General features: G+C 44.0%; 24 protein-coding genes. 14 read left to right on the top strand and 10 right to left on the bottom strand.

Translation table 11 applies throughout. The annotated features are described in order from the left end of the window. The first annotated feature begins 15 nt into the window (after positions 1–15). Positions 16–657, top strand: coding sequence for a hypothetical protein (locus D6D85_RS03195; RefSeq protein ID WP_125670634.1), 642 nt, complete (start codon positions 16–18; stop codon positions 655–657). Positions 658–737: 80 nt separating this feature from the next. Here the strand turns inward: D6D85_RS03195 and D6D85_RS03190 are convergent, their stop codons facing one another. After that, a complete protein-coding gene (locus D6D85_RS03190; RefSeq protein WP_237558732.1) occupies positions 738–1820 on the bottom strand; it encodes an AAA family ATPase in 1083 nt (360 codons plus the stop codon). A 253-nt stretch (positions 1821–2073) separates the two neighbouring features. On the opposite strand from D6D85_RS03190, the gene D6D85_RS03185 reads away from it, so the two are divergent. Beyond that, entirely contained in the window at positions 2074–2334 is a 261-nt protein-coding gene (locus D6D85_RS03185) for an AbrB/MazE/SpoVT family DNA-binding domain-containing protein (RefSeq protein WP_125670633.1), read from the top strand. A gap of 44 nt (positions 2335–2378) precedes the next feature. On the opposite strand, the gene D6D85_RS03180 is transcribed toward D6D85_RS03185, so the two are convergent. After that, positions 2379–3113: a hypothetical protein gene (locus tag D6D85_RS03180; RefSeq protein WP_125670632.1), complete on the bottom strand. Its 735-nt coding sequence runs from the start codon at positions 3111–3113 to the stop codon at positions 2379–2381. Between the two features lie 214 nt (positions 3114–3327). On the opposite strand from D6D85_RS03180, the gene D6D85_RS03175 reads away from it, so the two are divergent. From D6D85_RS03175 to D6D85_RS03165, 3 genes are all read left to right on the top strand, one after another. After that, positions 3328–3537: a hypothetical protein gene (locus tag D6D85_RS03175; protein WP_125670631.1), complete on the top strand. Its 210-nt coding sequence runs from the start codon at positions 3328–3330 to the stop codon at positions 3535–3537. Between the two features lie 213 nt (positions 3538–3750). Then, on the top strand, positions 3751–4194 hold the full coding sequence (locus tag D6D85_RS03170; protein ID WP_125670630.1) for a pyrimidine dimer DNA glycosylase/endonuclease V: 444 nt from the start codon (positions 3751–3753) through the stop codon (positions 4192–4194). A gap of 121 nt (positions 4195–4315) precedes the next feature. Next, complete coding sequence (locus D6D85_RS03165; RefSeq protein ID WP_125670629.1) at positions 4316–4750, top strand: EVE domain-containing protein; 435 nt, start codon at positions 4316–4318, stop codon at positions 4748–4750. Positions 4751–4832: 82 nt separating this feature from the next. Here the strand turns inward: D6D85_RS03165 and D6D85_RS03160 are convergent, their stop codons facing one another. Then, complete coding sequence (locus D6D85_RS03160; RefSeq protein WP_125670628.1) at positions 4833–6155, bottom strand: hypothetical protein; 1323 nt, start codon at positions 6153–6155, stop codon at positions 4833–4835. Next, positions 6088–6351, bottom strand: coding sequence for a hypothetical protein (locus D6D85_RS03155; RefSeq protein ID WP_125670627.1), 264 nt, complete (start codon positions 6349–6351; stop codon positions 6088–6090). The genes D6D85_RS03160 and D6D85_RS03155 overlap by 68 nt, the downstream gene beginning before the upstream one ends. Before the next feature lie 35 nt (positions 6352–6386). Here D6D85_RS03155 and D6D85_RS03150 point away from each other — a divergent pair, with 35 nt between their 5' ends. Further along, positions 6387–6875 (top strand): hypothetical protein, encoded by a 489-nt coding sequence (locus D6D85_RS03150; RefSeq protein WP_125670626.1) that lies wholly within the window; start codon positions 6387–6389, stop codon positions 6873–6875. Positions 6876–7032: 157 nt separating this feature from the next. On the opposite strand, the gene D6D85_RS03145 is transcribed toward D6D85_RS03150, so the two are convergent. Then, the gene (locus D6D85_RS03145) at positions 7033–7248 is read right to left on the bottom strand and encodes a hypothetical protein (RefSeq protein WP_125670625.1); all 216 of its coding nucleotides are present in this window, start codon (positions 7246–7248) and stop codon (positions 7033–7035) included. Between the two features lie 131 nt (positions 7249–7379). Beyond that, positions 7380–8606, bottom strand: a complete 1227-nt coding sequence (locus D6D85_RS03140; RefSeq protein WP_125670624.1) for an ATP-binding protein — start codon at positions 8604–8606, stop codon at positions 7380–7382. Between the two features lie 158 nt (positions 8607–8764). Here D6D85_RS03140 and D6D85_RS17195 point away from each other — a divergent pair, with 158 nt between their 5' ends. Then, entirely contained in the window at positions 8765–9004 is a 240-nt protein-coding gene (locus D6D85_RS17195; RefSeq protein ID WP_373695739.1) for a class II glutamine amidotransferase, read from the top strand. A gap of 28 nt (positions 9005–9032) precedes the next feature. Here the strand turns inward: D6D85_RS17195 and D6D85_RS16960 are convergent, their stop codons facing one another. Beyond that, the gene (locus tag D6D85_RS16960; RefSeq protein WP_125670622.1) at positions 9033–11456 is read right to left on the bottom strand and encodes a PKD domain-containing protein; all 2424 of its coding nucleotides are present in this window, start codon (positions 11454–11456) and stop codon (positions 9033–9035) included. A gap of 327 nt (positions 11457–11783) precedes the next feature. Between D6D85_RS16960 and D6D85_RS03125 the strand changes: the two genes are divergently transcribed. Beyond that, positions 11784–12275 (top strand): hypothetical protein, encoded by a 492-nt coding sequence (locus D6D85_RS03125; protein ID WP_125670621.1) that lies wholly within the window; start codon positions 11784–11786, stop codon positions 12273–12275. 142 nt (positions 12276–12417) lie between these two features. Here the strand turns inward: D6D85_RS03125 and D6D85_RS03120 are convergent, their stop codons facing one another. Further along, positions 12418–13701: a DUF438 domain-containing protein gene (locus D6D85_RS03120; protein ID WP_125670620.1), complete on the bottom strand. Its 1284-nt coding sequence runs from the start codon at positions 13699–13701 to the stop codon at positions 12418–12420. Between the two features lie 187 nt (positions 13702–13888). On the opposite strand from D6D85_RS03120, the gene D6D85_RS03115 reads away from it, so the two are divergent. Genes D6D85_RS03115 through D6D85_RS03100 form a run of 4 tightly spaced genes read left to right on the top strand, consistent with a single transcriptional unit; the run spans position 13889 to position 18714 of the window. Next, positions 13889–14653 (top strand): SDR family NAD(P)-dependent oxidoreductase, encoded by a 765-nt coding sequence (locus tag D6D85_RS03115; protein WP_125670619.1) that lies wholly within the window; start codon positions 13889–13891, stop codon positions 14651–14653. Further along, positions 14650–16026 (top strand): aminomethyl-transferring glycine dehydrogenase subunit GcvPA, encoded by a 1377-nt coding sequence (gene gcvPA, locus D6D85_RS03110; protein WP_125670618.1) that lies wholly within the window; start codon positions 14650–14652, stop codon positions 16024–16026. The genes D6D85_RS03115 and gcvPA overlap by 4 nt, the downstream gene beginning before the upstream one ends. A 4-nt stretch (positions 16027–16030) precedes the next feature. Next, on the top strand, positions 16031–17587 hold the full coding sequence (gene gcvPB / locus D6D85_RS03105) for an aminomethyl-transferring glycine dehydrogenase subunit GcvPB (RefSeq protein ID WP_125670617.1): 1557 nt from the start codon (positions 16031–16033) through the stop codon (positions 17585–17587). Beyond that, complete coding sequence (locus D6D85_RS03100) at positions 17584–18714, top strand: ATP-NAD kinase family protein (RefSeq protein WP_125670616.1); 1131 nt, start codon at positions 17584–17586, stop codon at positions 18712–18714. Before gcvPB ends, D6D85_RS03100 begins: the two co-directional genes overlap by 4 nt. Positions 18715–18755: 41 nt before the next feature. Here the strand turns inward: D6D85_RS03100 and rd are convergent, their stop codons facing one another. Further along, a complete protein-coding gene (gene rd / locus D6D85_RS03095; RefSeq protein WP_125670615.1) occupies positions 18756–18929 on the bottom strand; it encodes a rubredoxin in 174 nt (57 codons plus the stop codon). Positions 18930–19165: 236 nt separating this feature from the next. On the opposite strand from rd, the gene D6D85_RS03090 reads away from it, so the two are divergent. Then, positions 19166–19906 (top strand): SDR family NAD(P)-dependent oxidoreductase, encoded by a 741-nt coding sequence (locus D6D85_RS03090; RefSeq protein WP_125670614.1) that lies wholly within the window; start codon positions 19166–19168, stop codon positions 19904–19906. Positions 19907–20035: 129 nt separating this feature from the next. Next, on the top strand, positions 20036–20452 hold the full coding sequence (locus tag D6D85_RS03085) for a DUF4064 domain-containing protein (protein ID WP_125670613.1): 417 nt from the start codon (positions 20036–20038) through the stop codon (positions 20450–20452). Between the two features lie 16 nt (positions 20453–20468). Here the strand turns inward: D6D85_RS03085 and D6D85_RS03080 are convergent, their stop codons facing one another. Next, on the bottom strand, positions 20469–21668 hold the full coding sequence (locus tag D6D85_RS03080; RefSeq protein ID WP_125670612.1) for an MFS transporter: 1200 nt from the start codon (positions 21666–21668) through the stop codon (positions 20469–20471). Positions 21669–21695 lie beyond the last annotated feature (27 nt).

The raw sequence follows: 21695 nt of genomic DNA, 5'->3' as shown, positions 1-21695 counted from the left end.
GAGCTTATATTGAGTATGGGATCTACTCCACCTCAGGATTATGTCAGGGAATTAATTTTAAGGTTTCTATATGAGAAAAGAAAGAGGGCAAGGAGCCTGGAGAAAATAGGTGCAACAGTTAGTGAGATCAAAAAGGAGCTGAAAAAGCATGGCATAAAAGAAAGTGAAGTTGTCGCTAATCTGGATTTTCTTATCAAAAATGGTTTAGTTAAAGAGATTAGAAAAAGAAGATTGCTTCCCAAGCAAAAAATTGAAGTAGAAGCTGTCAGATTTGAACTTTCAGATGTCGGTTTACATTTCTTTGAACCACCCTCAAAGTTTGATTTTACGGGGAAATTTGGTGGTCTCGTATTCGAAAACATCAAGGACAGCGTAATTGTGGTAGGGCATGAAAATATTGTCTATCACAAGTTCAGCGAACTTTATCCACTTCTTGAGGAATTAAAATTTAAAATAATAATAAGCAATATACCTGAGGATAAAAAACTAGAATATCTAGCCAATATTGAGACAATCAAAGCGCAAATAGTGCAGGAAAAGCCAGATAAGGATATTATCAGCAGAGCCTGGGAAAGAATAAAAGATCTGTCGACTATAGGCAGTTTAGCTACCTTAATTGAAAAAATCTACAAGTTCATCATTAGCATAACAGCTTAATGAAAGATCTCGGAGGAGAACTTCGAGATGATAGCTAGTTAAGAGAGAAATCGTTTTTCTACGCATGGAGCTGCTATGCCCTAGAGAAGCTGAGCAGCTTTCTTAACCACGGGATCCGTAAACTTGTTCTCATCATCTATGATTGAGTGTTTTCTCAAGCCCTGAAGCACCTCATATAGCACTCTGTCGCTCAGCTCCACCCCCTCATAGTTCTCAATTGCCCTTTTCAGCCTCCCCCACTCTGTTACACCTTCGGCAAGCAGCTTTAAAACCACTCTATACCTTCTGCTCACCCTTCTTGCAAGAAAGGACTCAAGCTCGCTTTTTGCCAGCCCAACAGCCTCATTCATCACGCTATCAAAATCACCTCTGCCGCTCACCTTCAGATAGCCGTAGTAGGTGAGCCATCCGATAACTCCATCAAGCTCCTCAACAGCCCTCTCCACCTCATTTCCCACTTTAAATCCTGCTTCTTCAAATCCCCTGTTTAGAAAATCCAGCGACTCCTCCCTTGAGAGCTTTCGGGTTTTAACCTCTAGATAAGCCCTGCCGTAAAGAGGGTTCTCAGGATTCTCTAAAATGCCATAAAGCACGCCCATCTCCGAGCCTGTTACCACAAACGAGAGGTTTCTGTGGAAATCATAGGAATGTGCTATTGCACCGTGAAGGGATGCCCCAACAGGGCCCTGAGACCTCTGAAACTCATCAAAAACCACAATAACCTTTTCCCCAGTTTTTTCCCCAACCTCATCAAGCACATCAAAGAGCTCTCCTAAAAGGGGCCTCTTCTCGGGCAGCCAGTTAACAGAAACCTCAAAGCCTAGCACCGACACGCCTCTTAACCTAGAAACAAGCTTTAGGAATATCTCCCTTACTTTACCCCATCTTGAAGCTCTTTCAACAAACTCGCTGAAGCTCCTAGAAATCAAAGAGTAGAGCTCCCTCCAAGAGGCAAATCCCTCCCTGAGATCGACGAAGACATAAGGTTTATCGCTTTCATTCAAAGCTGTAAGCACAAGGGAGGTCTTTCCAGTCCTCCTTAGCCCGGAAACCACTGTTAATGGCTCTCCCAAATACCTAGATAATGTCTTCAGTTCCTCCTCGAAGTCATATAAATCCCTTCTTGACACCTTCGGTCTTGGATCGAATAGCAACTTCCGCACCGAAAGTAACTTCCATTGCGGAAGTAATAAACCTTATTCTCGAACAATCAAAACACAAAGGAATATAAGAAAAGCATGAGGCATATCTACTTTCTTCGACTATAGAAAGAGAATCCCCAACCCTTCCGATGCAGACATTAAAAAAGAAGCGAGAAATCTACCAGAGGTCAATTTACAGCAGATCGTGCTTTTCAAGAAAGCTTGTGGAGTTAGTTTGAATACCAGTAACTAGTCTCTAGAGGAAAAATTAAAAATGAGGATCCATCAATGTAGTATCACAAAGGTGGATGGAAGAGGAAGGGTAACCCTTCCAAAGGATATAAGGGAGAAGGTGAACATAAAAGAGGATGGGAAAGAGGGGAGCATCATGATAGGAAAAGCAGAGGATCCATTTAAGCTGCTGGAAAAGTTGCTTGGCGATCTTTCCTTTGACAGAAGTCTGAGAAAAGTGGCGGAAAAGCAGGCGATGAAAGAGATCTCAGATAATGAATATCCTGTAGAATGTCCTGCTTGAAATTTCCCCTTGGATTAACTTCCAAAAATTAATTTTATAGCCCTTTAAAGCACTTTTCGGGCTATTCTTTCGGCTATATCGAACACAAGTTCCGGAGCCTTTCGAAAATCAATTCCTCTTTTAATTAGGTCGTTAATGTGCTTGTCAGTGAACCGATTCAATGTGAACTCAATTACATTATATTCTCTCTCATCCATCTTTTTAACGCTGAGAGTTATTCCGCTGTCCCATGAAACGATAGAACTTTCAAAGGACTCCCTGAGCAATTCCATCAGCACATCATCGTCCTCAATCCTCCTCCTAAGAACATCGTTATCAAGCTTCACCTCTATACCTGCAAACATCCTGTTCAATCTCCCCCTGGTTTTCGCCTTGATCCTCCCCTTGACATAATTCCTGTACGGGAAATGGATCTCCACAAATCCCACATAGCCCTCTGCCTCACTATATCCATCAGTGATCTGGCCACCTGTTAAGGAGCAGTTCCTGCACGTAAATGATGAGGAAATCCATAGATTTCCCAGTAGAAGAGATGCAAGAAAACCCCTTTTCTCAAATTCAACCTTGATGCCCATCTTCGATAAACCCTTCACTATGGGGACATTCGGAAGCCTTCGGAGGATTCTCTCCGGGATTTTCAGGCTTTTTATACAATCTGTTCTTTTAACAGCCAACCTCAGTGGAAAGTAATCTGAGTAAGAAATGCACTTTACTATTGAGCTGGATAGAAAATATCTCTCAGGCTGCTCTACTACCTTATTCAATTCGGAAAGGGACATTCATGCCCCCTTCAGCCTGGAATCCAAAGTTTTTAAATTTTCTGCCCTTTTCTCCTGCTTTCCTAGGTTTATCCAAAGAGTGCGCGCGCAATTTTAAGAAACGCAAAAAGCCAAAGGATAAGGATATTTATATCCCCCGCTTCTCCCATAGAGCTCTCTGATACTCAAGTCGAGAGGACTGGATGATAGAGATATAGAAAATGTCCTCAAGGCGATGGATTCGATAGTGAGGAGGTATTCAAGACCCCTATATCCTCCTCTCACAATGGAGTGCACAGCATATGCAGCCAAGCTGAGAAAAAGGTATAATCTATCTTTCTTCGACTCAATTCATGCAGCCATAGCCTTGAAGGAGGATCTCGCATACTATGATCTAGATCCTGATGTGAATAGGGTAATAGAGTCTGAGAGAGCAATAAAATGAGGAAATCCACCGGAATTCAGCGATAAGAAAGCTTTATCCTGAAAAAGAGGAAAAGTCTATAAGCCGCAGAGAATTGGCGTAAGGGTGGATAAGGAGAAGAATCCAGTTATGAAGATGCTAAATAGCATTAAAAGCTTATAGAAAAAGAAATTTATTTTAAAATTTACAGAATTATTTTTATATTATCTTAATGAGCTCATCTCGAGATCAGGATTGAGGCTCTGGTCAATCCATCCCAAGTACTTGGATCGCATCGGTTTAGTTGCCGTTTGGAGGGAAGGGCTCCTGGCTAAGCGAGTCCTTGAGGGGAAGACAAGAGGTTATCGCAATCACCCCCAGCTCTTGAGGTTTAAAGAGTACGATAGACCGCTCGATTTAATCGATGCATACCTCTTTCAGATTTATCTCGAGGCAAGAAGGAGGGGATATTCATTCGATAGCTCTAAAATAAGGGACATTGAGCTTCTAGGAGTACTTGAGGTGACTCGAGGGCAGCTGGAGTTCGAATTCGCTCATTTATTGAGAAAATTAGAAATGCGCGATAGAGAAAAATTCGAGGAGTTAAAGAATTTAGACCCCAAAGATATTGAGCCCAATCCGATTTTCATGGTGATTGAAGGCAGAGTTGAGAGGTGGGAAAAATCTTCAATTAGCTGAAAACTCGACAAGCGGGATAAAGTCCTTCTATAGGTCATCTCTCCTTAGATTAGCTTCAGCACAAAACTGAGCAAAGTCGAACAATCCAAATCTTTAAATAAAACCAGGTCCTTTTTGATGTATGACCTACTGGCTCTGCATAACAACGGAGGAGAACTGGAGGGTTATAAAGGAGAAGAATATATGGGGAGTTCCTGAGAGGCATAAGAACACGATATCCAGGGTTAAGCCGGGCGATCTTCTCCTCATCTACGTGAAGCAGAGAAGTGTGGGAAAGGAGGTCGAGGGGCCTAAGATAGTAGCACTATATGAGGCAGCTTCGGAGGTTTTCAGGGATTCCTCGAGGATATTCAGACCTCCTCCAAAAATGGGAAGTGAGACATTCCCTCTGAGGATAAAGCTGAAACCTGTCAAGATATTTGAGAAGCCTGTTGAATTCAAGAAGCTGATACCGAAATTGAAATTTATAGAGAACAAGAAAAAGTGGACCGGCCATCTGATGGGAAAGGCAATGAGGGAAATTCCGGAGGAGGACTTTAAGCTGATAACTGGTTAAGAGAGAATGGTATAAGTATTTTTTAGGAATTCAAGAGTCTTTCAAAAATACATATTTTGCTCACTAATTACCTATACAATTTTCATGAAATCTTCTTAATTTTCCTGTAAAAAACGAAAAGAAAAATAGTGAATACTAGAAGAGCAACACCTAATGCTTTTATGCATACACCCCACACTTCTATTATGCATTTTGCATTAAACCCTGTAAGAATTGCAAGCTCGACTATCTGCAAGTACCCTGATACAGTCGTTAGCAGCAGGATCAGCCAGTTAAACATCTTATCGTAAAGTGTCCTTATCATACTCTCGACAAGATTCAGTCTTCTTCTGATGGATTTGTACATCTCATCTATTCCCATCACATTCTTTCCGAATTCTATCCACTTTTTGGCAGTCAGAGGCTTCCAGACCCTAACATTCAGAAACTCCTCTATTGCCTTAGATATCTCCTCTTTTAGAGTGGATAATCCTTTTATCGATTTAGGCATCTTTTCTCCTAGGATATAATCATAGGTTCTCAGCATTATTTCTTGCAGCGAGAGGTTCTCCATTATTGTGGTTAGATCCAGCATTATTTCCCTGAGCTGATACTTCCAAGTTCTTCTCAGCTCCTCTTCTGCTATCCTCTCCTTATCGAAAACTATAGTATATGGTGGATGAAGCCCGGGTAAAAGCTCAGATGGCCCCATTTCGAATATAATATCCGGAATTTTCTCTTTAATCTTCCTCTTTAATCTCTCTCTGAGTCTGTCATTGGCCTCTTTGGAGACTATCAGAAGAGCTCTTCCATTTCCTATGTACACGTGCCATCCCTCTCTCCATGCCAAGTTCTTTTTCATGGCATCACTTATCCAAGCTTCGCTCACCCAGTCCCACATCTCCTCTATAGCCAGCATTCCGTGAAGCTCCTTTCTGTGATTATGCAGGAACTTATCTAGCTGGTCCACATCGAATATCGCTACTACTAACGATATTCCAGTGATGGAGTACCTTATTTTCTTCTTCAACTCTTCGCATGAGTCAACATCATGTATGACGGACTGTACGAAGCTCCTGTAGAGGTTATGTATCTTTTCAATCGACGTCGTGAACTCTTCCCCTCTTCCTATTTTATCAATAAGCTCTTCAGGAACCATTTTACACTTTCTAATATGGTCTAGAAACCCTGTCCAAATTTCTCTTGCTCTAAAAGGTGAGAATGGATCCTCCATCTTTATTGTATCTTCCAGCTTGATGCCTTTATCCGTGAAAAGCCAGAAGCTTAACACAGCAAAGCCAGCCTTGTGAATTGTAAGGTAAGCCTCTATCTCCAAATCCACATCAAGTATAGTGGCCTTAAATCCCCGAAGTTTTAGCCTGACAAATCTGCAACTTCTTCTGTATTCCTCCCTGAAACAGGACAATATCCTCTCTTCCCATCAAATAGAGCATATTATTGAGTTCTTGCATTTCTTTTGGCTCTATTAATGGCATTCCTCTCTCATCATATGAAAGCATTGCTTCTGCTATTCCTGAAGATAGCAGTTTCTCTCCCACCTTCTTCACATCTATCTGTCTTCCCAGATCGAATGAGCAGAACCATGTTATAGCAAGGTGCATTAAGATCTTATGAATTTCTTATAAAAATTTATTCCATGCTAAAGGTTCTAAAAACAAAAAACGAGATTCGAATTAAGAAGCCAGATGAAATGTATGAGGATAGAGTACGACATGATGTGAAGTACTTACTGCAGAAGCTCGGTGATAAATTTTTGTGCATGGTGGCTGTAGGCGATGACGTGGTCACAGCATACCTTATAAATCAAGCAAAGTATCTTAAGTATAGTGAGAAGGTGGGTTTGAAGACACTGCTGGAGCTGGATCTGAAGAGGCTAATAGATTCCTTGGAGAGAAAATGCGGGATAACTCTTCCAAGAGAGGTCACAGAGGTCTATCTTGACAGGGATCACAACCTTCTGTTCATAAGGTTCAGCGAGCCAGATGAGCAGGAGGTTGGAGAGCCACTCTGCACGAGAACTTTGGTAACCCTTTTCACAGAGGAGAAGACTGGGAAGATAACAGCCCTTGAAATGATAGGTATAAGCGATCTTCTTGAGGAGTTAAGCAATGAAAGTTCTGAATGATCAAGAAAAAGGCTAAAAATCGTTTTTTATTGCAGACGGCGGAGAAATACATTTAGATAAGAGCCCGATGAATCTTCTGAGAATGATCCTCTAAGCTCTTCTAATATTTATTTAAGATTTTGTTTATCCAAAATTTTAAAAAAAGATAAGAAGCGCATTACTTCTCATTCTTTTGAGTGAGATCAGACTTCTGAGAGAGGGCTTTAGCCGAGAGTTTATTGCCAGCAACAATAATTGGGTTTTTCTCAAGCTTCTCGAGCCGACCTTCAACTTCCTGCATCCACCTACCAATCTTATAGGAAACCCCTAAAAGTGCGATAAGAGTGATTATCCAGCCCAAGTTCGGGAGGATGATACTCCAAATCTCAGCCATCAGCGTATCCCTACCTAGTAGGGAATGTAACAGATGTCTATTTATATTTTTGCACTCAAATTTGATAAGAAAGCATAAAGAGAACTCAATTGAAAACTTGATACAATTGGTATCTAAGGGAGAGTTAGAAGCTACTTTTTGGCTTCTTGAAGGAGCCACTTCCATAGGGGTACTAAAAATATCCTGCAGTTCCCTGCCCTCTCCTCCCCCTCTGCATCCCATGTAACTATAGTTGCCTCATCAACCCCCAGTTCCCTTGCTGCTTCAGCCAACTTTCCCATATGTTTCTCCCAGTCCTCAAGGGCCACCTCAACCACAATTCTTTCCCTCATTGTGACAAAATCCACCTCCTTGCCAGTTTTCGTCACATAGTAGCACGGCTCATATCCCCTCCTGACCAGCTCCAAAAAAACTAAATTTTCAGCCCTTCTCCCTCTATCCATCGGCTTCTCCAGAAGTGTGGCTATCCCAGGATCCACCAGATATATCTTCTTGGGCGATGCCATAGCCTCTCTCTCGGAATAAGTGAACCTTTTAACGGAAAATAACAGGTTTGCCTGCCTCATGTACTCCACATAGCTCATCACTGTCTTCACATCCACATTAACGCCCGCAGCTCTCATGGCCTTGCGAAGCGAGTGCCATGTGACAGGACATGAATAGCTTGATATCACCAGACGGGCAAGCTCCAGGAAAACAGCGGTCTCCCTTATCCTGTGCCTCTCCATCACATCCCTGTAGAACATCGTCTCAAGAAGGGAAACCAGTTTCTCCCTGCTTCTGTAACTCCATACCTCAGGAAATCCTCCCCATGTCATATAATCGTTGAGCAATGCCTTGATAGCACCCCTCTCCCTGAAAGTGACTGTGTCAATTTTCTCCCGAAAAGAAACCTCGCGAAAAGAGAAGGGAAGAAGGAGAACTGAGGTATAACGTCCCCTAAGCCTGCTTGGTATCTCAGAGGATTGAAGAGCGGAGGAGGAGCCCGTCACATACAGGAAGAAGTCCTTAACATCGTGGAGCCAGCGAAGCTTGCTGTCCCAGTTCTCCCATTCCTGAACTTCATCCAAAAACAGATGGATCTCACCTCTGGGATATTCCTCTCTTGCCATCTCAGCCAGCTTTCTGACATCAATCCTTCTGATCTGAAGCTCATCGAGGGAAATGTAGAGAGCCTGCTTTCCTGAGTCCAGCAGGTTTTTAACGGATTTTAGCATTAAAAAAGTCTTTCCGGCTCTTCTTGGTCCAACCAGCGCCACTATATCCCTGCTGATGGGGAGCTTTACATCCCTTGGAACCTCTTTCACATACTGAAGTGCTCCCAGATACTCCTCAGTTATCTCCCTCAGGAATCCCATGTGGAATATAAATCCACAGATGCTTATAAAGTCTGTGGAATTGCAGGCAACAGTATAATAAAAGGAAAGTGAAGATGACAGTGTGGCAATGCTATTCATCTAAACAACTTAATTAAAGCTTAAATAATAATGAGCTCAAAATAGGGATATGTGCGAGCTTGGGGATGTCCTTTAATCTGCCCGTAAACCCTCGCATCTCATTTAGGGGATTTCGCCGCAGAGGAGAATATAATCGGGATGGCTGGGGTCTGACCTTCTACCCTGATGAATCAGCCCAGATTTTCAAGGAGCCCCTAAAAGCAGGGGGAAGTGCTCTTTCAGAGTTTCTGAAGAATTATACAGAGATAAAATCGAAGATGTGTGCGTATTGCCAAGAATTATATGGATCAAAATATTAGAAAGAAGAAAATAGCATAGCTTTCCTCTCTAGCCTTTGCTCAACAGCCTGAGATTGGCTTCTGCTGTTTTCTCTAAAAGTGTTATATAGTTATTTAAGTAATTATAAGCATATTCTTCATATTTTGTTGGATGTTCAACAGTTCCGCAGCCTTCTCTTGTTTTAACTATCACCTTCACATCAGGTTCTTTTGGAAACCAGCCCGACCCTAAGAAGCTCATTAGATTCTCGCATTCCACCTCAACTGTCAGTTTAGCTACCTGATTGAGGTCTTTATATATCTTGCGAAGCGAATCCAATTTAGTTTGATCCTTCCAGGCAATAAATAGAATATCACCATCCCCTGCTACCGAAACCTCTGTAGGGACTCCTAATGTAGGGAGCAGCCCCAAGGGATCTGAAACCTTCACCTTGAAGGAGTCTCCCCAGAACAGCCATGGTCTGTTTTCCACACGTATACTGACAATTATTTCATTCGACTCCTCATTGAGTGTAATGGTACGAGTCCTTTTCTCTCCCTTTTTCATGGAGTACTCCTTCCACCATTCACTTATTTCTTGCCCACATAAAGATTCCGTGTATTTCCTCATAAGATTGCTTATATGACTTTTAACTGGTCCTAAATTTACTTGGATCTCAGCCAGGATCCTTCTTTCTTTATCACGCACCTCCCCTACTCTCTTAAGATCTCCATTGCGTAAGGCTTGTTTCTCTTCTTCTATTAATTTTATTAATTCATTAATTTTATCCTTAATTCCATATTTGTTCAATTCGATCAGTCTCAACTGCAAGAAAGAGAGTTTGCCCTCCTCATCTAGCTTTTCTATAGCTCCTATCATCATCTCAAATAATTTTTTCACAGTGTCCAAACTGTCTATGTCTCCGCTTCCCAAGATCTCAATGAGATCTTTCCACATATCAATAAACATATTTTCAAATGTAATCTGAGTATCCAGCGCAATCTTCCCCTCATCCAATGACTTGTAAACTTCTTCGTATATACCCTGAATCTTTTCTAGAAGCTTTAATCTCTCTGTTGTCGAAACTTCCTTTACCACTAGATCGGCATATACCCATTTGGACCATGCTCCCTTGTCATCCTTGACCCTGAAGTATATCGTGTACTTTCCTGGAGGAAGGGATGTGGTGAAAGAGCATGAGCTGCTCAGCACTGTTCCATCAGCCCTCCAATCGCACTCAGTTATCTTCCCATCCGGATCGTATCCATGCCCGCTGAAGGATATTGTTTGGCCCTCATAGGCTGGATTGGGGGATATTGAATCTATGTATGCAGTTGGAGGCTTGTTCTCCTCTTTCTTGCCCATATATACAGTCTTGCTGATGCTTCCCTCGGCCCCCTTGTCGTCCTTCACTGTGAGGGTAACTGTGTAGGATCCTGATGAGGAGAATACATGAGTTGGATTCCTCTCATAAGAGGTAGTCCCATCCCCGAAGTCCCAGTGCCAGGAGACAACACTTCCATCAGGATCGTATGATCTATCATAAAAGCTCACTTTATCTCCAGCCAAGGGATTTGAGGGGCTGTATGAGAAGTCTGCTACTGGTGGCTTGTTTGCGGCAATAGCATAGAATTTTGTCTCATCTTTTGCTGTCTGACCTGATTTGTAGGCATATGCTTTTAGCATCCTCTCACCCGCTGGCTCTCCAACCTTCCCATGAAACTCATACGTTCCTGCTTTTGCACTTCCCTCAAACAGAACAGTGGTTCCATTGGGCTTCTCTACCCATACCTTTAGGAAGTCCACATCCGCGTTCACGGAGCAGTACAGTGTTATGTCATCCCCTATGCTGTAAGTTCCTCCGTTGTAATTTCCTACTCCTTTTCCTCCTTTATCAGTCCAAACGTCAACGCTAACTTGCTCTGGAGGCGGTGTAGTACCTTGAACAACTATCCTTATCGCCCTTCCGGGCTGATTATATTTTGTTGCGCTGCCAGTGGAGATTATCGATTCCCAGTCGCTCTGACTCATGTCCCAGACATCATCCCCATCGTTGAACTGAGGAGGATGGTCATTTGATGCAACCTCAGCGCAACTGTACATCCAGCCAGCAAATATCCCTATGTAATAGGTTCCGGGAGTTTCAGGAGCCTTAAGATAGAAGTGATAGGACTGAATGCTCTCACCGCTCGGGGCATCGGAAGTAATACATTGAAAGTCTCCTCTGGTCCAGCTAGCAGTTCCTATAACAGGAGTTATCCAAGCTCCTCCCCTGATGTTAACAACTTTGACATCGAAAAAGCCCTCTATGCTATCGCCTGGATTTACATAGACCGTCTGGGAGGGATCATATATCTTCACTCCATTTACCTCAGCAAAATAGAAACCCGGAGCTATTGGATACTCAACCCTGAGATAGTACTGAGCTGAGGAAATGTAAACAGGAAGGATGAGGATCACAAGAATGAACAGCATTACCTTTCTGCTGAACATTCTTAGCCCCCTAGATGGCAGCAAGTAAATAATAAAAAACTTTCCTTAGGGTTGTGGATTTTTCTTGAGTTATTAGAGTTAAACCTGTCTCTGAATACTGTTAAACAAAAAATTCCATCTCGGGGAAAGATCTATCTTGTTTACTCTTGGAGAAGAAAGCCAATTTCTAGGAGAGTAATAAGTAGCTGGAAAGTATCGGGAATCTGGAAGTATACATAGCACTTAATTGCTGTATAATACACTGCTTTTTCCATTTAACATTGTTTAGGCATTACTTGAATAGTAGATAAGTTTTTAAGGAAAATATGGGGAAAAATGTAGACCAGCGTGGCTAGGAGGAGATCTAGGAAGGCAAAGAAGGAGAGCTGGCTGAAGAAAAACGAGTGGGCAATTGTGTTTCTAGTTCCCTTTCTTATCCCGTTTATCATCTTCCCTTGGCTGGCGATCGCGATCTTTTCATTTCTATTTCTGCTGGGAGTCACCACGGCCGGGCTTACTGGCTTTGTCCTTGCATTAAGCTATGCACTACAAAAGATAGCAAACTCACTTGAGGAGGAGGGCATAGTTCCATTATTCCCTGCATCATACAGCGGATGCTCGAGATACTCAGAGAGAGCTGTTATAGAGGACACCAAAATAATGATAAGGAAGGTGGATAGAAGGAGGGGGATAAAGAAGGAGGCGTATATGAGGAAGAGGAGGATAGAGGTCACAAGGGAGGTCAACGATCTGGATCTCTCGGCTGAACCGGAGAAAGGCTGGGGAAACTTCCCGTGGAATATGTCCGAGTACAAGGATGAAGATGAGGAAAACTGGTGATACCTGAGTAAAGATAATCTAAGACAACACATTTGTATCTCGAAAGAGAACTTGGATCATCAATGGAACTAGGATCCTCAGCCTTTACCGTAAAACTTTTTTAGCTATATACACAAAAAATATAAAAATAATGAAAATCTCATCAGAGAACCATTACCTTTTTCATTATTTCCTCAGGGTTCTTCAATATTTCCGTCATATCCTCAACCATCTCCAGAGTTCCCAGATATCTTCCCTCATCATCCCTGATGCCGGCTACTATAACTCTCAGGATCCTATCCCCAGATCTCGTCCAGAACTCCCTGTAGGGGAACTCCCCTTCTTTTATCTTCTTGATGTTTAACATTACATAGCTCTCTAACCTTGGCGGATGACAGAAGTTCAGCCTCCTTCCTATTAGGGTCTTGGTCCTGATGAAGCCAGTCCTCATGGAGGACTCCGTGTAAAACCTGATTCTGTCGTTCTCATCTGCAAATGTGAGCTCAATAGGCAGATTCCTGAGGATTTTTTCCAGTTCCTCAGCATTTAAGAAGCCGGTGCTTATCTCAATATCTCCTTCCCTCCTTATCTCATAGTTATCCGGTGTTGCAGAGGAAGCCAGAGCTCTGATCTCCGCAGGCAACATTGATGTATCCTTAACCTCAGGTATCAGCTGATAGGGGTATACAGGCTCAGCTTTAGGTGACCATTCCCCTCTGCGCTTTATGAACTCCATATCCTCAGCGATCTCATGTATTGCAGCCCATTCTCCATCTGAGAAGAGGGCCCAGCAGGATGGGTAGAGGATTTTATTCTCTCTAAATATCAGATCCATTATTTCATTGGATATTTCCTCCGATAGCGATGCTATTTTCTCCATTCTATCCCTCTTTCCATCCTTGAACTCTTCTATAGCCTCCCTTAGTTCCCTCATTTTCGCTATTACCTGATCTTCCCTGCCCCAGAGGACTCTGGGAACAGCAGTTATTCCCCTTCTCTCGAGATAGGGGAATATGAGCATCTGATTTTTCCTGTAATGCACTCTTATTTTTCTCAACTCATTGAGGAGCTCTTCTATGAACTTAACAGCCTCTTCTTTTCCCTCCTTGAGGGCTCTCGCATAGAGCCCAAGAACCTCTGCATACTTCAATAGCTCCTCATTCTCAGCAATGAGAAGGTCTAGTGGATGACCCTCAGGTATTCCTTTAAGCTCCCTTTTAGCTAGGGAATCCCTAAAAAGCGCTACATGCAGATCGCAGAGGTTTAAGATCTCTTTTATGCTTATTCCCTCCTTAACAAGCTCCTGTTCGATCAAAGGGATTTCAAATGGAGATATCTTGGATAATAAATCCCCATATTTCTCTTTAAGCTCCTCAACACTCGATCCACTGTGGAGGAGCTTTATCACATTCTTCAGGATCTCCTTCCTCTCATCAAAGCTGCTCATCAATATCACTATAGTTATAGCATGCTACGACTTATAAACTTATCGTGCAGCAAGCTGTTGCTAAACGAGATGTTCTAGAGCATATAAGTTTAACAAATTTATTTAATAGTACCTGTGTTATAAATCGAATTTCAGCTAGCCATCGCAACCATGGTAAAACTTTTTTATCATAAGTACCAGATCCCCTATGAGCTCCTATCCCCAGATCTCCTTATCGAATAAGGTAGCCCTGGTTACTGGAGGGTCCTCCGGCATAGGAAGGGCCATAGCCCTCAAGCTCTCTCAGGCAGGAGCCAAGGTGGCGATTTTAGACATAAAGGAGTGCGAAGACCTGCTGGATGAGATAGGAAGGGATAAGGCCAGATTTTACAGATGCGATGTGACATCAGCTGAGGAGGTAAAGGAGACAGTTAATAGAGTTTACGGGGATTTCGGCAGGATAGACATAGTTGTAAATGCTGCTGGTATTATAATAAGGAAGGATGCTGTTGAAACAAGCGAGGAGGAGTGGGATAGAGTTCTGAACGTGAATCTCAAGGGCCCTTTTCTTGTTTCAAAGTACTCAATACCGTATATGATCAGGGGAGGAGGTGGGAGCATAGTGAACATAGCCTCAGGATGGGGACTGAAGGGGGGCCCGAAGGCAGTGGCTTACTGTGCCTCCAAGGGCGGTTTGGTGAACATGACTAGAGCTATGGCAATAGATCATGGAAAAAATGGTATAAGGGTTAACTGCGTTGCTCCTGGAGATGTTGACACTCCTATGCTCAGGAGTGAAGCCAAACAGCTCGGGATTAGCTGGGAGGATTTCCTGAAGGATGCTTCAAACAGGCCTCTAGCCAGAATAGGGAGACCTGAGGATATAGCAAATGCTGTGCTCTTCCTGGCAAGCGGTATGGCCAGCTGGATAACTGGAGCAACATTAGTTGTGGATGGAGGTGGTATAGCATGAGCCATCCCTACATTCCAAACTCGGTTGAGAGAGTTAAGAGGGAGATGCTCTCCTATATAGGGGTATCGAGCATAGAGGAGCTATACGCAAGCATACCTGAGGAGATAAGGTTCAGGGGAAAAATGAACCTTCCAGAGCCTCTGAAATCCGAATATGAGCTGTACAGGCATATGAGGGAGATTCTCTCCAGAAATATAACCTGTGAGGACTATCTGTGCTTCAAGGGAGGAGGGACATGGCCCCATTACGTCCCGGCTATATGCGATGAGATAGCTGGAAGGGCTGAGTTCCTGACAGCTTATGCAGGTGATCCCTATGAGGATCACGGGAGATGGCAAGCCCTCTTTGAATTTGAAAGCCTGATGGCCGAGCTTGTTGACATGGATGTAGTTACAGTTCCGATATATTCATGGGGGCATGCTGCGGGCACAGCTATGAGAATGGCCCACAGGATAAACGGAAGGAGAGAGGTGATAATACCGAGAACTATATCCCCGGAGAGGTTCCTTGTGATAAACAACTATGTTGATCCAGCCCTTAAGCTGATCAAGGTTGATTACGACAGAGAAACCGGGATGATTGACCTGGAGGATCTCAAGAGAAAGATATCAAGAGAGACAGCAGCAGTGTACCTCGAAAACCCATCCTATCTCGGGTTTATAGAGACTGGAGGAAAGGAGATATGCGAGATAGCCCATGATTCAGGGGCAATATGCATAGTTGGGGTTGATCCCAGCTCATTGGGGGTATTGGAGCCGCCAAGCCACTATGGAGCTGATATAACAGTCGGGGATCTTCAACCGCTTGGAATTCATATGAACTTCGGAGGAGGCCTTGGTGGCTTTCTGGCCACTAGGGATGAGGAAAAATTCATCAGAGAGATACCATACAGGATGTTTGGCCTTGCAAAAACTGTAAAAGAGGTAGAATATGGGTTTGGAGATGTTCTGTTTGAGAGAACATCTTTTGAGAAGAGGGAAAAAGCTAAGGAATTTGTTGGAACGGCTGCAGCATCCCATGGGATAATAGCTGCTGTTTATCTATCCCTTCTTGGTCCCAAAGGCATTAGGGAGCTGGGCGAGGCCATACTCCAGAGATCAATGTATGCAATGAAGGTCCTATCAAGCATAGATGGCGTCAAGGCTCCAAAGTTCAGGGCTCCTCACTTCAAGGAGTTCGTTGTCGAGTTTCCTGAAAGAAAAAGCGTTGAGGAGATAAACAAGGAGCTTCTTAAGGAGGGAATATTCGGAGGCATAGATCTGAGGAAGCACTTCCCAGAGCTGGGGAACTCAGCTCTCTACTGCTTCACCGAAGTTCACATGAAGGAGGACATAGATAAGCTTGCTGATGCCCTTAAAAGGATTCTGGGGTGAGAGAATGGGGATTGTCAGGGTTAGAAAGGGATTCCATGAGGCCAGGTGGGAGGAGCCAATAGTATTCGAGCTGAGCAATGAGGGGGAGAGAGGGATCCTTATACCAGTAGATGACAAAATAAAGAGGGAGGTTGGAGATGTCCTCTCCTCAATTCCGGAGCACATGAGAAGAAAGGATCCACCAAGGCTTCCTGAGATATCCCAGATGAGGGTCTTAAAGCACTATCTGAGGCTATCCCAAGAGACATTGGGGGCTGATTTGAACATAGATATAGGGCAGGGAACCTGCACAATGAAGTACAGCCCGAAGGTGAATGAGAGATTTGTTTCAATGGTGAGGGAGCTTCACCCATATCAGGATGAGGAGACTGTTCAGGGAGCCCTGGAGATAATGTACAAGCTTGATCTCTTCCTGAGGGAGATATCAGGGTTAGATAGATTCAGCTTCCAGCCTGGTGGAGGATCACAAGCCATATTCGCAATGGCCTCTATAATAAGGGCTTATCACAAGAAGAGAGGCGAAGATAGGGATGAGATAATAACAACGATATTCTCCCATCCATCGGATGCGGCAGCTCCAGCAGTAAAGGGATTCAAGGTGATAACGATCTATCCTGACCCAGAGACGGGAATACCTGATGTGGAAGCCCTAAAGGCTGCTGTGTCTAGAAGAACAGCAGGCATGATAGTGGCAAATCCGGAGGACACAGGAATATTCAACCCAAGGATAAAGGAGTTCTGCGACATAGTGCATGAAGCTGGAGGGCTCTGCGGCTACGATCAGGCGAACGCAAACGGGATAATAGGTATAGTCAGGGCAAGGGAGTGCGGCTTTGATATGGGCTTCTTCAACCTCCACAAAACCTTCTCATCCCCTCATGGATGTGGAGGACCAGCTGTGGGTGCTCTTGGCGTCAGAAAGGAGCTTGAGACCTTTCTACCGGTTCCAGTAGTTGATTACGATCCTGCAAGAAAGCTCTACTACCTGAACTACGATCTTCCAGATACCATAGGGAAGGTGAGGGAGTTTTACGGGGTATTTCCTGTAGTGGTCAGGGCTTATGCATGGATAATGGCTTTAGGGGAGGAGGGACTGAAAGAAGTGGCTGAAATAGCTGTCCTGAACAACAACTACGTGATGCACAGAATACTGAGGGAGATAAGAGGAGCTGATATTTCATATCCTGCAAACAAGAGAAGGATAGAGCAGGTCAGATACAGCCTTAAGAAGCTCAAGGACGAGACTGGAGTTGGAGCTGAGGATGTAATAAGAAGGATGGCTGACTTCGGGTTCCATCTCTGGACCAGCCACCATCCATGGATAATACCCGAGCCCTTAACTATAGAGCCAACTGAGTCCTACTCAAAGGAGGAGCTCGATGAGTACATTGAGGCCCTGAAGGAGGTCTTTAGAGAAGCCTATGAGGAGCCGGAAACAGTAATTAATGCGCCACATAGAAGCGTCATCCATAAGATAGAGGACAACAGCTGGTTCTCGGATCCAAAGAAGTGGTCCATAACATGGAGACTATTCCTCAAAAAGCATGGTGGTAAGCTTTGAAGAAATTAGGGTTAATAGTAAATCCCATAGCAGGAATGGGAGGGAGAGTGGGCCTAAAGGGAACAGATGGGCCTGAGATGCTCAGAAAGGCAATAGAGCTCGGGGCTAAGCCCTGGGCTGAGGATAGAGCTGTTGAGGCATTGAAGGCTCTGCTGCCAATCAAAAACTCCCTAGTTATTTACACTTATCCCCATAAGATGGGGGAGAATGCGGCAAAAAGAGCTGGATTCAACCCGAAGATTATGGGAAGCATAGGCGAGGAGACAACAGCTGATGACACTGTGAGGGCAGCTGGGGACATGAAAGATGTTGGAGTGGATATCCTTCTGTTCGTCGGAGGGGATGGCACAGCCAGGGATGTGTGCAGATCCATAGGAACAAGCTTGGTAACATTAGGTATACCAGCTGGTGTGAAGGTCTACTCCTCAGTTTTCTCAACCAGCCCGAAGACAGGGGGAGAGCTTGCCCTAAAGTTCCTGAGAGGAGAGATAAATGACATTATAGAGGCAGAGGTTTTGGACATAGATGAGGACTCCTTCAGGGAGGGAAGACTATCTGTTAAGCTCTATGGTTATCTTAAGATCCCTTACGATTCCAGTTATATTCCGGGAGGTAAGGTTCCTTCATCCCATTCAGAGAGCTATGATAGAGAAGCTATAGCTGCTGAGCTCCTCGATATAATTGAGAACGACGTTATATACCTGATAGGACCTGGAAGCACGACTAAAGAAGTGATGAAACTGCTCAACTTGGATTTCAGCCCTTTAGGTGTCGATGCAATCCTCGATGGAAAGTTAATAGGAAAGGATCTGAATGAGAGGCAGATAATATACCTTATCTCAGGAAGGAAGGCCAAGGTTGTAGTTACCCCAATAGGCGGTCAGGGCTATGTCTTTGGGAGGGGGAACCAGCAGATAAGCCCGGATGTCCTGAGGAGAATAGGGAAGGAAAATGTGATAATAGTGGCCACCAGAGGAAAGCTTGAATCCCTCAGGGGAAGGCCTCTTCTGATAGATACAGGGGATGAGTCCCTTGACATCGAGCTCTCAGGCTACTACAAGGTGATAACTGGGTATAGGGAGTACACTGTTTACAAGGCTGTTCCAGCTTCTACGCTTGAGAGCTGACTCCCTCCATGTTTGCACTGAGGTTATAGGAATATTTGTTATTACTTCATTTCCTCATCCAGCGGAAGGAACTTGCTCTTGGGAGCACCGCAGATAGGACATTTCCAGTCAGGAGGGAGCTCCTCGAATGGCGTGCCTGGCTTAATCCCTCTTGTGTCATCTCCATTCATGGGATCATATACGTAGCCGCATACGCCGCATACATATTTCTTCATAGCACTGCATCATCATCAACGCATTATAAATTTTATCTTCTTGAAAAAGAGCCCCTCAGGGATTCTGGTATTTTTATCAGATCTAAGACACCTTAATTCCATGAATGGATCTATTGAATAGCTTCTCCAGTAAATTCTACGGTTTTAAGCCATGAAAGCATCTACATTTTATCAAAAGTAATCTATTGTAAAGATTTCTCAGCATAGATTTTTCTTGTAACTGCACAGGGTAGATTATGTACCCGGATCTCAAGGGAAAGAGAGTAGTTATAACGGGAGCTGCAAGTGGTATAGGTCTGGCTACAGCAAAAAGATTTGTTGAGGAGGGATCAAGGGTATTCATAATAGATGTCAACGAACAGGGCCTGAAGAAGGTGCTTAGGGAGAATCCAGGGATCTCCGGAGGGGCAGTAGCTGATGTCTCATCCCCAGATCAGGTATCTAAGGCCTTTTCTGAAGTGGAAAGAACGCTAGGAGGTTTAGATGTGCTTATAGCGAACGCAGGAATAAGCTACAGGACTCCATTTCTCAAAATAAGCTATGAGGAGTGGAAGAGGGTAATAGATGTCAATCTAACAGGACCTTTCCTTTGCGCCAAGGAGGCAATAAGGATGATGGAGAAGCAGAGGGAAGGCGTTATACTATTCACTGCGTCGACAAACGGCATGAGGGGACATCCCTATTATGCGCACTACAATGCCTCTAAGGCTGGACTCATACTCCTAGCCAAAACTCTAGCTTTAGAGTTCGCTCCTTGGCTCAAGGTAGTTGCGGTCTGTCCCGGCTACGTTCTCACACCGATGCAGCTGGCTGAATACACTCCAGAGATGATAGAGGAGGTGAACAAGACTATACCAATTGGAAGGCATGCATCTCCAGAGGAAATAGCAGCTCTATTCGCTTTCCTAGCAAGCAAAGAATCCTCTTACATAACAGGGAGCTGCGTTGTCATAGATGGTGGTGAGACCGCAAGATAGAAGTGAACTCCAAGAACTATCTGAGCTAAGCCTAAGCAGTACTTAAACTGCCAGTTCCTCTTCTAAGAAGCAATCTTAAACTTATGGGAAAGTTTTTATCCCATTACTGCTTGGTATGACGGTGATAATATGGGCGAGAAACCTACAGCAGCCTTCGTTCTTTCCTTGATAGCAGGCGTCCTGATACTGTTATGTGGAATATTTATGATAGCCGCACGTGCCATTATTGGCATGGCTCTTCCTTGGATTAGAGAGACTAGACCAGCTATGATCGGGTACATCAGAGGCATGATGACCATTATGGGCCTTCTCGGGCTGATATTCGGGATAATTGCGATAATTGGTGCCTTCATGATCAGAAGCGAGGAACAAGGCAGGGTGAAAGCAGGCTCAGTTATGGTGCTTATCTCCTCAATTCTAAGCATCTTTTCAGGTATGGGATTCGTCCTTGGCCTAGTTCTAGGCCTAGTTGGTGGCATACTGGGGCTGACATGGAAACCTGAGGAGAAAGCTCAATCAAAGCCCGAGGAAAAGATCCCTTCATAGCTTTTTTATCTTTTTATCATCCAGTTGATAATGTAATGTGCGCGCATGCATGTAGCTCTACTGTACTCTGATGAGTTTCAAGCTTTATGTATTTTATCAGAAATACTGGAGATAGCAGCATAAGGAAGAGTGCAAGAAGAAAGGGAACCATGGGCTGATAGCTCTCCCACAAACCTCCTCCCATGTATGCACCAACTGAATTTGACAGACCTGCTAGCACGGTTGCTGTTCCAAAGGCTGTTGCCCTGTTGCTCCTTGTTGTTATCTTACTTAAAGCTGTCCCAAAAGATACCTCAGTTAATGCGAAGAGAAAGATGTAGTAGAGTGAGAAAAGGACAAATGCCATGTATGAGCACGAGAAAAACCAGAGAAGGGAGAAAATCCCGGAGAAAAGAAAGGACAGAACCATGCCCTTAAATTCGCCGGCCTTCATGACAAAAGAACTAGCAATCAAGCTGAAGATTGATGTAAATAGCTGAGCTGTGAAGAACATGAGCTCTATCTCTTCGGGAGTGAGTTTCATGTATTTTTCGGCATGAATCGGTATAAGCGGTGAGATCACGCCATTTGCAAGATTGAAAACAGATATTGAAACGATCAGAGGCAAATAAAACTCTCTTAATGGCCTCGAGAATTTCAACTTCATTTCTCCAGATGTCTCCTTGAGTAGCAGAATTCTCGGTATGAGGCATAAAGCACTTGAAAGAGCACCAAATATGAAGAGAGGATCGAAGCCATAAGCGGGAATTACGAAAGCACCTATTAGCGGCCCGACTGCCCACCCCAGATTCATCAGGAAATTATAAATGCCGAAAGCTCTTGCAGTACCCAGTTTTCCAGAGGATTCAGCTATAATTGAGCTAAAGGAAGGGTTCTGCAGGCCGGCGAAAAGAGAAAGTATTGTTATGACTAGGGCAGCAGGAAGCCAGTTCCTTAAGAAGAGAAGCAGGAGTAAAAGAGGGGAGAAAGTCGATGTGGATATCACTATGATCCTCTTCCTTCCAAACCTATCGGAGAGAAAGCCGCCTGGAAGCTGGGATATTGCCCATGCAGCATTTATAACAGCAAAACTCATGCCCACTTCAGCCACGCTAGCGCCCAGTCTCTCTAGATATAGAGGAAGTATCACCCACCAAGAGCTGAATGCTGAGTCTATCACAAAGCTTGTTATGGACAGCACTGCCACGTTAATTGATTCCCTGTGAGAATTCCCCATCTTTCTTCATCCCCGTATCAGCCTTCA

It is taken from the genome of Candidatus Methanodesulfokora washburnensis, assembly GCF_003947435.1.
Lineage (GTDB): Archaea > Korarchaeota > Korarchaeia > Korarchaeales > Korarchaeaceae > Methanodesulfokora > Methanodesulfokora washburnensis.
Note: the sequence above shows the minus strand (reverse complement) of the source record. Positions and strands in the feature narration are given on the sequence as shown.

Excerpts from the sequence above, each read along its gene's own strand:
- gcvPA (WP_125670618.1), top strand. The coding sequence starts at position 14,650 with ATGAGCCATCCCTACATTCCAAACTCGGTTGAGAGAGTTAAGAGGGAG.
- gcvPB (WP_125670617.1), top strand. The coding sequence starts at position 16,031 with ATGGGGATTGTCAGGGTTAGAAAGGGATTCCATGAGGCCAGGTGGGAG.
- D6D85_RS03090 (WP_125670614.1), top strand. The coding sequence starts at position 19,166 with ATGTACCCGGATCTCAAGGGAAAGAGAGTAGTTATAACGGGAGCTGCA.
- D6D85_RS03115 (WP_125670619.1), top strand. The coding sequence starts at position 13,889 with ATGAGCTCCTATCCCCAGATCTCCTTATCGAATAAGGTAGCCCTGGTT.
- D6D85_RS03175 (WP_125670631.1), top strand. The coding sequence starts at position 3,328 with ATGGATTCGATAGTGAGGAGGTATTCAAGACCCCTATATCCTCCTCTC.
- D6D85_RS03165 (WP_125670629.1), top strand. The coding sequence starts at position 4,316 with ATGACCTACTGGCTCTGCATAACAACGGAGGAGAACTGGAGGGTTATA.
- D6D85_RS16960 (WP_125670622.1), bottom strand. The coding sequence starts at position 11,456 with ATGTTCAGCAGAAAGGTAATGCTGTTCATTCTTGTGATCCTCATCCTT.
- D6D85_RS03120 (WP_125670620.1), bottom strand. The coding sequence starts at position 13,701 with ATGAGCAGCTTTGATGAGAGGAAGGAGATCCTGAAGAATGTGATAAAG.
- D6D85_RS03150 (WP_125670626.1), top strand. The coding sequence starts at position 6,387 with ATGCTAAAGGTTCTAAAAACAAAAAACGAGATTCGAATTAAGAAGCCA.
- D6D85_RS03080 (WP_125670612.1), bottom strand. The coding sequence starts at position 21,668 with ATGGGGAATTCTCACAGGGAATCAATTAACGTGGCAGTGCTGTCCATA.
- D6D85_RS03140 (WP_125670624.1), bottom strand. The coding sequence starts at position 8,606 with ATGGGATTCCTGAGGGAGATAACTGAGGAGTATCTGGGAGCACTTCAG.
- D6D85_RS03145 (WP_125670625.1), bottom strand. The coding sequence starts at position 7,248 with ATGGCTGAGATTTGGAGTATCATCCTCCCGAACTTGGGCTGGATAATC.
- D6D85_RS03185 (WP_125670633.1), top strand. The coding sequence starts at position 2,074 with ATGAGGATCCATCAATGTAGTATCACAAAGGTGGATGGAAGAGGAAGG.
- D6D85_RS03180 (WP_125670632.1), bottom strand. The coding sequence starts at position 3,113 with ATGTCCCTTTCCGAATTGAATAAGGTAGTAGAGCAGCCTGAGAGATAT.
- D6D85_RS03085 (WP_125670613.1), top strand. The coding sequence starts at position 20,036 with ATGGGCGAGAAACCTACAGCAGCCTTCGTTCTTTCCTTGATAGCAGGC.
- D6D85_RS03195 (WP_125670634.1), top strand. The coding sequence starts at position 16 with ATGGGATCTACTCCACCTCAGGATTATGTCAGGGAATTAATTTTAAGG.
- rd (WP_125670615.1), bottom strand. The coding sequence starts at position 18,929 with ATGAAGAAATATGTATGCGGCGTATGCGGCTACGTATATGATCCCATG.
- D6D85_RS03155 (WP_125670627.1), bottom strand. The coding sequence starts at position 6,351 with ATGCACCTTGCTATAACATGGTTCTGCTCATTCGATCTGGGAAGACAG.